We start from the raw sequence: 12787 nt of genomic DNA, 5'->3' as shown, positions 1-12787 counted from the left end.
GTTTCCGGGTTTATCGTCCATGCTCAAGCTGCTGGTTCCGGTCGGCCATTCACCGCGCTCGCTTCAGGCCGTCCGGCACGCGACGTTTCTGTATCGCGAGCGCTGCGCATCGGAGGTCGTGCTGGTCAACGTGCAGGCGCCGCTCGAATCGACGCGGCTCGAGGCCTATCACCCGCTGTCGCGGTTGCGCGCGATCGAGGCACAATTCGCGACCGACGATCTCGCGATGGCCGAGCGGATCCTGCGCGATGCTGACGTGAAGTTCAGCGTCGTGATGAAGGTCGGGCCCGTGGCCGATACGATCGCGGCCACGGCAGCCGAAACCGGGTGCGACGAGATCGTCGTGGCCGTGCCGGGACGCGATCCGCTGCACGCGTTGATGTCGGTGTTTCGGCGCAGCGTGATGGCCCGGCTGATGCGGATTTCGAACGTGCCGGTGACGGCGGTGCAATGACCGGCACTGCACGGCGCGCGTACGCACCGTGCGCGCTGTGGCGCAGTCAGTCGATGACCTTGCGCCAGAACACCAAATAGGCGGCCGCCGAAGACGCCAGCAGCAGGATGGCCCACATCGGGGCAAGACTGATCAGGACGGAAGAGACGTTCAACATTTGGATTCCTCAATATTTCGACAGCGATATTCAACACCTGCCTGCTTGCCGGACCCGATGCGTCGACCTCGCATCGCGTTCCGTCAAATCATGCATTCATGCTATCGCTTTGAACGGCCGCGCGACCGTCGCCGCCTGCCCGCACCCTGACATTCGTCAAACTCGCGCGCATTGCCCGCCCATCGAGCGGCGACGCGAAAACAGGACAGGATCGCCCTGCCTCGCCACCGCTTTCAGCAGACGTTTACCGGGGGAAGCCCCAAGTGCTTCGTCGAACGTGTCCGCGTTACGCTTGAGCAACGAGGAGACGAACCATGAGACGAGCCGTACATATCGCTGTTTTTGCATTGCTGGCCTATCTCATCGGCGATCGCGCGATCCTGCACGCGCAGGGCCGCGACGCCAGCCCGCTCGCGTGCGAGCAAGGCGCCGCGCAGGTGAAGAGCGACGCGCTCGGTCGCGGCTTCGGCGAAGCCGCCGCCGGCAGCCAGAGCGAGGCATTCATGTCGGGCTGCCTGGTGACGGGGCGGAGCGACCAGGACGTCGCGATGGCCGCCCGCTGACGCGTATCATCCGGCGGCAGGCCAGCTACGCCCGAAGTCGCAGGCACGGGCGTCGGTTCGCGCTGCCTGTCGCCACGTCCCGATCGACGTTTCGGCGGACGTCGCCGTCCGCCCTCCCTTCCCCGCTACCCCCGACATGACCGATTCGAACATCGCGTTGATCCAGCGCTTCTACACGGCCTTCCAGCAGCGCGACATCGACGCGATGCTCGCGTGCTATGCCGACGACGTCGTATTCAGCGATCCCGCATTCGGCGAACTGCGCGGCGAACTCGCGCGCGACATGTGGCGGATGCTGGTCGCGCGGGCCCAGGAGTTCTCGCTGACGTTCGGCGAAGTCGCCGCGGACGAGCAGGCCGGGCGTGCGAAGTGGAGCGCGCACTACCGGTTCGCCGCGACCGGACGGATGGTGGCCAACCGGATCGATGCGCGATTCCGGTTTCGCGACGGATGCATCGTCGAGCATCGCGACCATTTCGACCTGTGGCGCTGGGCGCGTCAGGCACTCGGCATGAAAGGCGCGCTGCTGGGCTGGACGCCTTTCATGCAGCGTGCGATCCGCGCGCAGGCACGGAAAAATCTCGACGCATATCGCGCCAAACGCAAATAAGCCAGGCGGCGCGGTCGCGCCGCTACGGCTTCATCGTCGCGTCGGTCGGGTCGCAGGCCATATTCGGCAACGCGCCGTCCAGACTTGAGGCCGTTCCGGCGATACCGGCTTTCATCGGCCTCCGGATGCCGGCCGGCAAGCCCTACGCGCCCTTTGCCGTAGCCGTACGTGGTGGGCGCGATGTCCGGCCGTCGCGGCCGGCAGCATCGCACCGTCCCGATAAGTAGATCCCGCGCTTTTCCCCCCGCCATACATACGACCGGCAGGACAGGCTCCTCCCCTGCAACCGCGCATCCCCTTCTCTCGCGTCTTAACTCTTATATAAGACATAAGACATTTGACGTTCCACATCATTGAGATTAGAATTCCGCTCAAAGCAGTGTCTGGAATAGCCCCGGAGTGCCGGCAAGGCCTTCCCCTCAAACGCAATATCAGCAGGTCTCCCCATGCTTGAAAACTTTCGTGCTCACGTGGCCGCCCGCGCCGCGCTCGGTATTCCTCCCCTGCCGCTGACGGCTCAACAGACCGCCGAACTGGTCGAATTGCTGACGAACCCGCCCGCCGGTGAAGAGCAGACGCTGGTCGACCTGATCACCCATCGCGTGCCCGCCGGCGTCGACGAAGCCGCCCGCGTGAAGGCCGGCTTCCTGGCCGCCGTGGCCAAGGGCGAGACCGCCTGCGCGCTGATCTCGCGTGCGCGCGCCACCGAGCTGCTCGGCACGATGCTCGGCGGCTACAACATCCAGCCGCTGATCGAGCTGCTGTCCGACGAAGCCGTCGCCGCGGTGGCCGCCGACGCGCTGAAGAAAACCCTGCTGATGTTCGATCAGTTCCATGACGTGAAGGAACTCGCCGACAAGGGCAACGCGCACGCGAAGGCCGTGCTGCAAAGCTGGGCCGATGCCGAATGGTTCACGAGCCGCCCGGAAGTGCCGGAAAGCCTGACCATCACCGTGTTCAAGGTCACGGGCGAAACCAACACCGACGACCTGTCGCCGGCGCCGGACGCCACCACCCGCCCGGACATCCCGATGCACGCGCTGGCGATGCTGAAGAACGCGCGCCCGGGCATCACGCCGGAAGAAGACGGCAAGCGCGGGCCGGTCAAGTTCATCGAATCGCTGAAGGAAAAGGGGCACCTGGTCGCCTACGTCGGCGACGTGGTCGGCACCGGCTCCTCGCGCAAGTCGGCCACCAACTCGGTGCTGTGGTTCACCGGCGAAGATATCCCGTTCGTCCCGAACAAGCGCTTCGGCGGCGTGTGCCTCGGCGGCAAGATCGCCCCGATCTTCTACAACACGATGGAAGACGCCGGCGCGCTGCCGATCGAGCTCGACGTGTCGCAAATGGAAATGGGCGACGTGGTCGAACTGCGCCCGTACGAAGGCAAGGCGCTGAAGGACGGCAAGGTCATCGCCGAATTCCAGGTGAAGTCCGACGTGCTGTTCGACGAAGTGCGCGCCGGCGGCCGCATTCCGCTGATCATCGGCCGCGGCCTGACCGCGAAGGCACGTGAAGCGCTCGGCCTCGCGCCGTCGACGCTGTTCCGCCTGCCGCACCAGCCGGCCGACAGCGGCAAGGGTTTCTCGCTCGCGCAGAAGATGGTCGGCCGCGCGTGCGGTCTGCCGGAAGGCCAGGGCGTGCGCCCGGGCACGTACTGCGAACCGAAGATGACCTCGGTCGGCTCGCAGGACACCACGGGCCCGATGACCCGCGACGAACTGAAGGATCTCGCGTGCCTCGGCTTCTCGGCCGACCTCGTGATGCAGTCGTTCTGCCACACCGCCGCGTATCCGAAGCCGGTCGACGTGAAGACGCACCAGACGCTGCCGAACTTCATCAGCACGCGCGGCGGCATCGCGCTGCGCCCGGGCGACGGTGTGATCCACTCGTGGCTGAACCGCATGCTGCTGCCCGACACCGTCGGCACCGGCGGCGATTCGCACACGCGCTTCCCGATCGGCATCAGCTTCCCGGCAGGCTCGGGTCTCGTCGCGTTCGCGGCCGCCACCGGCACGATGCCGCTGGACATGCCGGAATCGGTGCTGGTCCGCTTCAAGGGCAAGATGCAGCCGGGCGTCACGCTGCGCGACCTCGTCAACGCGATTCCGCTGTATGCGATCAAGCAAGGCATGCTGACGGTCGCCAAGCAAGGCAAGAAGAACATCTTCTCGGGCCGCATTCTCGAAATCGAAGGCCTGCCCGACCTGAAGGTCGAGCAAGCGTTCGAGCTGTCGGATGCGTCGGCCGAGCGTTCGGCTGCCGGTTGCACGGTGCACCTGAACAAGGAGCCGATCATCGAATACCTGAACAGCAACGTCACGCTGCTCAAGTGGATGATCGCGCAGGGCTACCAGGATCCGCGCAGCCTGCAGCGCCGCATCGCGGCGATGGAACAGTGGCTGGCCGACCCGCAGCTGCTGTCGCCGGATGCCGACGCCGAATACGCGGCCGTCATCGAGATCGACCTCGCCGACATCCACGAGCCGATCGTCGCGTGCCCGAACGATCCGGACGACGTGAAGACGCTGTCCGACGTCGCCGGTGCGAAGATCGACGAAGTGTTCATCGGCTCGTGCATGACCAACATCGGCCACTTCCGTGCCGCGTCGAAGCTGCTGGAAGGCAAGCGCGACATTCCGGTCAAGCTGTGGGTCGCGCCGCCGACCAAGATGGACCAGAAGCAGCTGACGGAAGAAGGCCACTACGGCGTGTTCGGCACGGCCGGCGCGCGCACCGAAATGCCGGGCTGCTCGCTGTGCATGGGCAACCAGGCACAGGTGCGCGAAGGCGCGACGGTCATGTCGACGTCGACCCGCAACTTCCCGAACCGCCTCGGCAAGAACACGAACGTGTACCTCGGCTCGGCGGAACTGGCGGCGATCTGCTCGCGTCTGGGCAAGATCCCGACCAAGGAAGAGTACATGGCCGACATGGGCGTGCTCACCGCCAACGGCGACAAGATCTATCAGTACATGAACTTCGACCAGATCGAAGACTTCAAGGAAGTGGCCGACACCGTGCAGATCTAAGCACGCAGTCGGGTTGCGGCGGGTGGTCGACGTCGCAGCGCACCGAAAGGCGCCGCGGGCCGAATGGCCGCGGCGCTTTTTTTATGGATTGCGCCTTGCGGAATGAGCGGTAACGGGAAGGGCTTCGATGACCGGCGATTCCAGCGCCGCTTCGCGACACTCATGCGGCGCCGCCGCCCGGCTCGCGACGGATCACCAGTTCGTTGAAGCCGGTGCCCGCATCGGGCTCGCGCGAGAAACGATGCGCGGGCAGCAGCGCGAGCAGGATCTCGGCCGTCGTGCGTACCACGCAGCCGTGCGCGACATGGCCGCCCGTCACGCGGCCGTCTGTATCCGAGACCGACATATGCAGATGCGCGCCGTCCGGCGACACCGAGCCGGCCAGCGTCAGGATTTCGAGGTCGCCGCGCAGCTCGGTCGGCTGGTCGGCGCCGGCGAAGCGCAACTGCGCGACGCTCAGGCTGCCGATGCCCTGGATCACGAAGGCCGCGTGCGAGTCGTGGCGGCGCAACGCCGCTTCGATGGCGCCGCGCAGATCGTCGCCGGGGGAAAGGCGCAGTGGATGGGCTTGCATGGTCGATAACCTGTTCGTCAGCGGATTGTCGACCAAGGGTAAGTTCACGCCGACAATCCCGCAAGTCACCCCGCTCCGCCCGTCCCAGCCCGCTTCTCCCGCCTGCGTCTGCGCGCCATGCCGGCACCGCACTCATGAGAATTGCTGATGAATCCACCGCCAAAGAATCGTTTGTTGCGGTGGAATCCGACTTCGATAATTTGTCCCGAGGCCCGCATCCTGCCCCGCTCAGGTCAGGGCAACACATTCAACAGATGCCCAGGAGACGAGACAATGAACGCCCCCGCCGAAGTCAAACAATTTCCGCTGGTCCAGCTCGAAACCGTACTGAAGCCGATCGACCAGGCCACCGGCCTCGGCAACGAGTTCTACACCGACGAGCAGTATTTCAAGCACGAGCGCGATGCGGTGCTGAGCCGCGACTGGGTCTGCATCGGCTTCGCCGATGATATCAAGCAGAACTCGTCGGTCCGGCCGATCGATTTCATGGGCCTGCCGCTGCTGATGATGCGCAACCGCGAAGGCGTGCTCCAGGTGTTCCACAACGTCTGCAGCCATCGCGGCATGAAGCTGGTGCACGAAGCCGGCGAGATTCAGGGCGTGATCCGTTGCCAGTATCACTCGTGGACCTACGATCTCAACGGCGCGCTCAAGGGCACGCCGCACGTCGGCGGAATCAACCAGCACAAGGACCCGCGTTTCGCCTGTGAAAAGCACGGCCTGAAGGCGCTGCGCAGTCACGTGTGGATGGGCATGGTGTTCGTGAACCTGTCGGGCACCGCGCCCGATTTCGACGAAGCGATCAAGCCGCTGACCGATCGCTGGCAGCCGTTCCTCGGCACCGATGGCCTGTCGCTGATCCGCGCGCCGCACGACAGCGGGTCGTGGTCGCTGGAGGTCAACTGCAACTGGAAGCTGGCCGTGGAGAATTACTGCGAGGCCTATCACCTCCCGTGGGTTCATCCGTCGCTGAACTCGTATTCGCGCCTGGAAGACCACTACAACATCGCGTTCGCCGACCGCTTCGCCGGCCAGGGCAGCCGCGCGTACAACCTCGCCGACGTCGAAGGTACGTCGCTGCCGACCTTCCCGACGTGGCCTCGCGATCGGCTGCGCACGGCCGAATACGTCGCGCTGTTCCCGAACGTGCTGCTCGGCATCCAGGCCGACCACGCGTTCGCGATGGTCCTGCAGCCGGTGGCGGCAAACCGCACGGTCGAGCATCTGCGGCTGTTCTTCGTCGGCGACGACGCCGCGCACGATCCGGGCTATGCGGCAAGCCGGCACGCGGTGCTGGCCGCGTGGCGCGTGGTGTTCTCGGAAGACATCGGCGCCGTCGAAGGCATGCAGGCCGGTCGCCAGTCGCCGGGCTTCAAGGGTGGCGTGTTCTCGCCCGAAATGGACGCGCCCACCCATTATTTCCATCGCTGGATGGCCAGCCAGGTGCTCGAGAACGGACAGGCGCACTAGGAGCCCGCAATGGAAAACGCACTCAACCGACACTGGCTGAACTATATCGACGGCGAATGGGTCGACAGCCCGCGCCGCCTCGACGTCGCGAACCCGGCCGACGCGGAACCGTTCGCGACCGTTGCATTGGCATCGACCGACGACGCCGAGCGCGCACTCGACGCCGCGACGCGCTGCGCGGACAGCGGCGCGCTGACCCGCCCGCGCCCTGCAGAACGCGTCAAGTGGCTGCTGCGCATCGCTGACGAAATCCGTGCGATAACGGAGGAAGGCGCGCGCATTCTGTGTCGTGAAAACGGCAAGCGCCTGAGCGACGCACGTGACGAGTTCGTCGAGGCCGCGCGCTACTTCGAATACTACGCAGGCCTCGCCGACAAGCTCGAAGGCATCTCGGTGCCGCTCGGCGACGACTACGTCGACTTCACGCACTACGAACCGATGGGCGTGTCGGTGCAGATCGTGCCGTGGAATTTCCCGGTGTCGATCTGCGCGCGCTCGCTGGCGCCAGCACTGGCAGCCGGCAACGCGGTGATCGTGAAGTCGCCGGAACTCTCGCCGCTGGGCATGTGCACGCTGTTCGAGGCAATCGAACGCGCAGGCCTGCCGCGCGGTGCGGTACAACTGCTGTGCGGCCTCGGTAGCGAAGTCGGTGCCCATCTCGCCGCGAGTCCGAAGACCCGGCAAATCGTCTTCACCGGCTCGGTGCCGACCGGCCGCGCGATTCTCGCGGCCGCCGCGCAATGGGCGACGCCCAGCGTGATGGAACTCGGCGGCAAATCGGCGGCCATCGCGTGTCCGGATTGCGACCGCGAACAACTGCTCACCAGCGTGAAGAGCGGCATCTTCTTCAACGCGGGCCAGGTGTGCTCGGCTATGTCGCGCCTCGTCGTGCATCGAAGCATTTACGACGAAGTGGTTGCCGCCGTCGCGAGTCTGGCGCGCGACCTCGTCGCCGGCCGTGGCGAACACGACCCCGACCACACGCCGCTGATCAGCGCGGACCAGCTCGACCGTGTCGCGTCGATGTGCCGCGAGGCGATCGAAGCGGGCGCGCGGGCCGTCGCCGGCGGCGATCGGCTCGGCGGCCGCGGCGGGCACTACATGCAGCCGACCGTGTTCGCCGACGTGCATCCGCGGATGAAGATCGCACGCGAGGAAGTGTTCGGACCCGTGCTGGCCGTGATCCCGTTCGACACCGAAGACGAAGCCGTCGAGATCGCGAACGGCACGCCGTTCGGCCTCGTGGCCGGCGTGTTCACGCGCGACGTCAATCGCGCGCTGCGCTTCACGCGGCGCCTGCGCGCCGGACAGGTGTTCGTCAACGAATGGTATGCCGGCGGCATCGAAACGCCGTTCGGCGGCATCGGCCTGTCCGGGTTCGGCCGCGAAAAAGGCCAGGAAGCGATCTACAGTTACGTGCGGACGAAGAACATGGCGTTCCGCGTCGCCCGCGACTGAGAGAGACACGACGATGAAGAAGTGGCTCTGTGTCATTTGCGGGCTGATCTACGACGAGGCCGAGGGCTGGCCCAAGGACGGCATCGCCGCCGGCACGCGCTGGGAAGACGTGCCGGACGACTGGAAATGTCCCGAGTGCGGCGTCGGCAAGTCCGATTTCGAAATGATCGAAATCGGCAACGACGCGGCGTCGGCCGCACCAGCCGCACCGGCCGCACCGGCCGTGCCAGTCGTGCCAGCCGTGCCGATGCCGTCGCCGCCGGCCGTCGCCGCCGGGCCGACGCGCGCGCCGATCGTCATCGTCGGTTCGGGTCACGCCGGCTACAGCCTCGCGCAGGCCGTGCGCCAGCGCGATCCCGACGCCGACATCGTGATCCTGACACGCGAATCGGGTCATCTCTATTCGAAGCCGGCGCTGTCGATCGCGACCTCGCAGGGCCGCAGCGCGGACGCGCTGATCGTCGAATCGCCGTTCGACATCGAGCGGCGCCTGAAGCTGCGCGTGTACCCGCACTGCGACGTGCTGGCGATCGATGCGGCGTCGCACGTCGTGCGCACCGCGTTCGGCCCGATGCCGTATGCGAAGCTCGTCCTCGCGCTCGGCGCGAGCCCGATCCGCATCGACGTCGCGGGGCGCGCCGACGCGCTGCTCAGCGTCAACAACCTCGACGACTATCGCGAACTGCGTGGCCGGCTGCACGGCGCATCGCGCGTCGCGATCATAGGCGACGGGCTGATCGGCTGCGAATTCGCGAACGACCTGGCCGCCAGCGGCTTCGACGTGAACGTGATCGGTCTCGGTCAGTGGCCGCTCGAACGCCTGCTGCCGAAGCAGGCCGGCCAGCACCTGCAACGCGCGCTCGCCGGCCTCGGCGTCGGCTGGCATCCGCGCAACTCGGTCGCGGCCATCGATGGCGAGCCCGGAAGCTGGACGCTCACGCTCGCGAACGGCAGCCGGCTCGACGCGGACGTCGTGATTTCCGCGGTCGGCCTCGCGCCGAACGTCGCGCTCGCGGCCGCATGCGGAATCGACGTCGGCCGCGGCATCCGCACCGATGCGCAACTGCGGACCAACCTGCCAGACGTGTACGCGCTCGGCGATTGCGTCGAGATCGACGGCCGGCCGGCACCGTACCTCGCGCCGATCAATCACGGCGTGAGCGCCCTGGCACGCACGCTGACCGGCCAGCCGACCGACGTGTGCTACCCGCCGATGCCTGTCCATGTGAAGACGCCCGTTGCACCGCTGAGCTTCCTGCCGCCGCCCGCGGCCGCCGCCGGTGAATGGCGCGTCGACGCAACCGCCGACGGCTTCAGCTGCGCGCACGTCGACGGCGCGGGCCGCCTGTGCGGCTTCGCACTGATCGGCCAGCAAGCGCAGACGCTGCGGGCCGGCTGGGTGAACGCGTGCAAGTCCGCCGCCGGCCAAACCGTGTCCTGACATTCCAAGAACATCATGAACCTGCCCCACGACGACAGCAGTTGCGGCTGGTATGCCGCACTGCCCCCTCCCGCGCCCGCGAACCGGCTTGCCGGTCGCCAGGTGGCCGACTACGCCGTGATCGGCGCCGGCTTCGCCGGCCTCGCGGCCGCCCGCCGGCTCGCGCTTCACGAGCCCGACGCCCGCATCCTGCTGGTGGATGCGCAACGCGTCGGCGAAGGCGCATCGGGCCGCAACTCCGGCTTCGTGATCGACCTGCCGCACAAGTTCGCGCTCGAAAATCCGGACCCGGAATTCAAGCAGCGCCTGTTGCGCCTTAACCGCGCGGCAATCGCGCAGCTTCAGGCGCTGATCGGCGAACACGACATCGCGTGCCAGTGGTCGCATGCCGGCAAATATCAGGGCGCGGTCGGCGAACGCGGCCTCGCCTATCTCGAACATTTCGAGAAGCTGATGAGCGGTCTCGGCGAACCGTTTCGCTCCGTCGAAGGCGCGGCGCTGAACGCGGTGCTCGGCACGTCGCACTACAGCCGCGCGGTGTACACGCCGGGCTGCTATCTGATGCAGCCGGCCGCGCTCGTGCGCGGGCTCGCCCGCTCGCTGCCGGAAAACGTCGAGCTGCTCGAGCAATCGCCGATCCTGCGCGTCGAGCGCGACGTCGGCGGCTACGTGCTGCACGGCGCGAACGGGCAGATCCATGCGCGGCGCCTGCTGCTCGGGACGAGCATCTTCACGCGCGAATTCGGCTACCTGCAGAACCGCCTGCTGCCCGTGATGACGTTCGCGAGCTGGACCGCGCCGCTGGACGACGCACAGAGCCGACGCTACCGTGGCCGGTTCGACTGGGGGCTGACGCCGGCCGACCATGCGGGTACGACCGTTCGCATGACGCGGGACCGACGCATCATCATCCGCAACACGTACCGGCACGTGCCGAAGTACGGCCGCAGCGTCGACGAAGCCGCGCGCCACGCAATTCGCGCCGATCACCGCAACGCGTTCCTCGCGCGCTTCCCGGAACTGTCGGACGTGCCGTTCACGCACACCTGGGGCGGCGTTTATGCGATCTCGCGCAACTTCACCAACTTCTTCGGCGAACTGGAAGACGGCGTGCTCGCATCCGCATGCGACAACGGCGTCGGCGCGGCATGGGGCACGATCTCCGGCACGCTGCTGGCCGACCGTGCGGTCGGCGCGTCGTCGCCGCTGCTCGACGACATCCATGCGGTCACCGGCATGCCGTCGCTGAACCCGCCGGAGCCGTTGCTCGGGCTCGGCGTGCGGACCCGCATCCGGCTCGCCGCGTGGAAAAGCCGGAGCGAGCTGTGAACGCCCGCGCCGACGCGACCGCCTCGGCCCGGCTAGTCGACCACGCCGATCTCGGCTTCGTGGTGCGCGGCGGCCCGCCGGGCGCCGCGTATGTTGCGCGTGCGCTGCCGGACGACGTGTCGCCGAACCTAGGCATCGGTTTCGCCCGCTGGGAAGGGGCGAAAGTGAGCTGGACCACGCTGTACGAAGAGGTGATCTTCACGATCGAAGGCTGCCTCGAAGTCGATACCGGCGGCGTCACGCATCGCGTCAGTCCGGGCCAGGTACTGTGGCTGCCGAAGTACACGACGCTCGTCTACTCCGGCTTCGCGCTGTTCGGCTACGTGGTCTATCCGGGAAACTGGAAACAGACGTGCGACGACGCGGATCGGGACGAGCCCGAGCGCCACGCGCCGCCTCGCTGAGCGGCGGGTTCGGGTAGTGTCGTTCTCGACTTGACGGCGCCCGCGGCTCGGGCAGAATTCGGTCGAGAACCAGCCCGACCAGCAGGACGCCCGGCGGGAAACGCGCGCCGGGCGCGTTTCCCGTCACGCCGCCGAAACGGGACTCGACTGACAAAAAGCTGTACGGAGACACCCGTTCCCCCATGAAGATCCAGCCATTGCCGCCGTTCAAGGCATTGATCGCTTTCGAGGCGACCGCGCGCCTCGGCAGCTTCACGCGCGCGGCGGACGAACTCAACGTCACCCAGGGCGCGATCAGCCGGCAGATCGGCCTGCTCGAAGACATGCTCGGCGCCCATCTGCTCGATCGCACCACCCGTTCGGTGCGCCTGACGCCGACCGGCGAGCAGTACTTCCAGTCCTGTCGGGAGTCCTTGCTATCGCTCGCCGAGGCCACGCAACTGGTCAAGCGCTGGCACGGCGATCAGCAGGTGACGGTCGCGACCAGCACCGCGCTCGCGTCGCTGTGGCTGCTGCCGCGCATTCCGGAATTCAACGAGACGCACAGCGGCATCGACCTGCGCATCGTCGCGTACGACCACGTAAAGGATTACCGCAAGCTGGAGTGCGACCTCGCGGTCTACTACTGCAAGAGCCCGCCCGAATCGATCAAGAGCACGCCGATCTGCAGCGAGGAAATCTTTCCGATCTGCAGCCCCGCTTATCTCGCGCGCCGTCCGGAGGTGCGCCGTGCGGAAGATCTCGCGTCATGCACCTGGCTGTGGCTCGACGAATCGGAGCGCGACTGGGTCACGTGGCCCGACTGGTTCCGTCGCCTCGGGCTGCCGGCCGTCGCTCCGCGCAACAAGATCAACCTCAACAACTATGCGATGGTGATCCAGGCCGCGTTGAGCGGGCAAGGTGTCGCGCTCGGCTGGCGCAACCTGATCGACCCGTACCTGCGGGACGGCACGCTGGTGCGCGCGGTACCGGAAACGCTCGAAACGGACGGCCAGTTCCTGATTCTCGAGCCGTCCGGCCCGCATGAACGGCGCAAGAGCGTCGGCAGTTTCCGCGACTGGCTGCTGTCGCTCCGCTAGATTCGACACGTCGCGTTTTTCGTTATTCCTTCACGGCGTTTTCGTCGGACGGAATGCGTTCGCGTGCGCGCACCGCAAGCGCGCCGGACAACGATGCCGCACGCTGCGTCTATTACAAAAAATGATGAATCGACGCACGAAATATCGTTTGTCCGGCCCGGCCGATTTCCACACACTCTCCTTGCCAGTTGATCCAGATCAGGTCGTCAGAACCTT

At 66.6% G+C, this 12787-nt stretch carries 11 protein-coding genes; 10 read left to right on the top strand and 1 reads right to left on the bottom strand.

All coding sequences use genetic code 11. The features are described from left to right. The first annotated feature begins 19 nt into the window (after nucleotides 1-19). From C4B30_RS02555 to acnB, 4 genes are all read left to right on the top strand, one after another. On the top strand, nucleotides 20-454 hold the full coding sequence (locus C4B30_RS02555) for a universal stress protein (RefSeq protein WP_105131626.1): 435 nt from the start codon (nucleotides 20-22) through the stop codon (nucleotides 452-454). Between the two features lie 471 nt (nucleotides 455-925). After that, nucleotides 926-1174 carry a hypothetical protein gene (locus C4B30_RS02550; RefSeq protein WP_027780931.1) on the top strand — a complete coding sequence of 83 codons (249 nt, stop codon included), beginning with the start codon at nucleotides 926-928 and terminating at the stop codon, nucleotides 1172-1174. Nucleotides 1175-1310: 136 nt separating this feature from the next. Then, nucleotides 1311-1784, top strand: a complete 474-nt coding sequence (locus C4B30_RS02545; RefSeq protein WP_105131625.1) for a nuclear transport factor 2 family protein — start codon at nucleotides 1311-1313, stop codon at nucleotides 1782-1784. A 446-nt stretch (nucleotides 1785-2230) separates the two neighbouring features. Further along, complete coding sequence (gene acnB, locus C4B30_RS02535) at nucleotides 2231-4816, top strand: bifunctional aconitate hydratase 2/2-methylisocitrate dehydratase (protein ID WP_105131624.1); 2586 nt, start codon at nucleotides 2231-2233, stop codon at nucleotides 4814-4816. A gap of 160 nt (nucleotides 4817-4976) precedes the next feature. Here the strand turns inward: acnB and C4B30_RS02530 are convergent, their stop codons facing one another. Next, nucleotides 4977-5390, bottom strand: a complete 414-nt coding sequence (locus tag C4B30_RS02530; protein ID WP_105131623.1) for a PPC domain-containing DNA-binding protein — start codon at nucleotides 5388-5390, stop codon at nucleotides 4977-4979. Nucleotides 5391-5663: 273 nt separating this feature from the next. Between C4B30_RS02530 and C4B30_RS02525 the strand changes: the two genes are divergently transcribed. The 6 genes from C4B30_RS02525 (at nucleotide 5664) to C4B30_RS02500 (ending at nucleotide 12571) form a co-directional block, all read left to right on the top strand. Beyond that, a complete protein-coding gene (locus tag C4B30_RS02525; protein WP_089501945.1) occupies nucleotides 5664-6860 on the top strand; it encodes an aromatic ring-hydroxylating oxygenase subunit alpha in 1197 nt (398 codons plus the stop codon). Nucleotides 6861-6869: 9 nt separating this feature from the next. Further along, on the top strand, nucleotides 6870-8318 hold the full coding sequence (locus tag C4B30_RS02520; protein ID WP_105131622.1) for an aldehyde dehydrogenase family protein: 1449 nt from the start codon (nucleotides 6870-6872) through the stop codon (nucleotides 8316-8318). Nucleotides 8319-8331: 13 nt separating this feature from the next. After that, nucleotides 8332-9759 carry an FAD-dependent oxidoreductase gene (locus C4B30_RS02515; protein WP_105131621.1) on the top strand — a complete coding sequence of 476 codons (1428 nt, stop codon included), beginning with the start codon at nucleotides 8332-8334 and terminating at the stop codon, nucleotides 9757-9759. Nucleotides 9760-9774: 15 nt separating this feature from the next. Continuing rightward, the gene (locus C4B30_RS02510; RefSeq protein WP_199779031.1) at nucleotides 9775-11088 is read left to right on the top strand and encodes an NAD(P)/FAD-dependent oxidoreductase; all 1314 of its coding nucleotides are present in this window, start codon (nucleotides 9775-9777) and stop codon (nucleotides 11086-11088) included. Continuing rightward, complete coding sequence (locus C4B30_RS02505; protein ID WP_105131619.1) at nucleotides 11085-11492, top strand: ethanolamine utilization protein EutQ; 408 nt, start codon at nucleotides 11085-11087, stop codon at nucleotides 11490-11492. Before C4B30_RS02510 ends, C4B30_RS02505 begins: the two co-directional genes overlap by 4 nt. Before the next feature lie 182 nt (nucleotides 11493-11674). Next, nucleotides 11675-12571, top strand: a complete 897-nt coding sequence (locus C4B30_RS02500; RefSeq protein ID WP_027780940.1) for a LysR substrate-binding domain-containing protein — start codon at nucleotides 11675-11677, stop codon at nucleotides 12569-12571. Nucleotides 12572-12787: the final 216 nt, after the last annotated feature.

The sequence above is a fragment of the Burkholderia sp. BE12 genome (genome assembly GCF_002959955.1).
GTDB lineage: Bacteria > Pseudomonadota > Gammaproteobacteria > Burkholderiales > Burkholderiaceae > Burkholderia.
This window is presented reverse-complemented; position numbering and strand designations above follow the sequence as displayed.

Coding starts and splice junctions, on each gene's coding strand:
- C4B30_RS02520 (WP_105131622.1), top strand. CDS start 6,870: ATGGAAAACGCACTCAACCGACACTGGCTGAACTATATCGACGGCGAA.
- C4B30_RS02510 (WP_199779031.1), top strand. CDS start 9,775: ATGAACCTGCCCCACGACGACAGCAGTTGCGGCTGGTATGCCGCACTG.
- C4B30_RS02550 (WP_027780931.1), top strand. CDS start 926: ATGAGACGAGCCGTACATATCGCTGTTTTTGCATTGCTGGCCTATCTC.
- C4B30_RS02530 (WP_105131623.1), bottom strand. CDS start 5,390: ATGCAAGCCCATCCACTGCGCCTTTCCCCCGGCGACGATCTGCGCGGC.
- C4B30_RS02525 (WP_089501945.1), top strand. CDS start 5,664: ATGAACGCCCCCGCCGAAGTCAAACAATTTCCGCTGGTCCAGCTCGAA.
- C4B30_RS02545 (WP_105131625.1), top strand. CDS start 1,311: ATGACCGATTCGAACATCGCGTTGATCCAGCGCTTCTACACGGCCTTC.
- C4B30_RS02500 (WP_027780940.1), top strand. CDS start 11,675: ATGAAGATCCAGCCATTGCCGCCGTTCAAGGCATTGATCGCTTTCGAG.
- acnB (WP_105131624.1), top strand. CDS start 2,231: ATGCTTGAAAACTTTCGTGCTCACGTGGCCGCCCGCGCCGCGCTCGGT.
- C4B30_RS02555 (WP_105131626.1), top strand. CDS start 20: ATGCTCAAGCTGCTGGTTCCGGTCGGCCATTCACCGCGCTCGCTTCAG.
- C4B30_RS02515 (WP_105131621.1), top strand. CDS start 8,332: ATGAAGAAGTGGCTCTGTGTCATTTGCGGGCTGATCTACGACGAGGCC.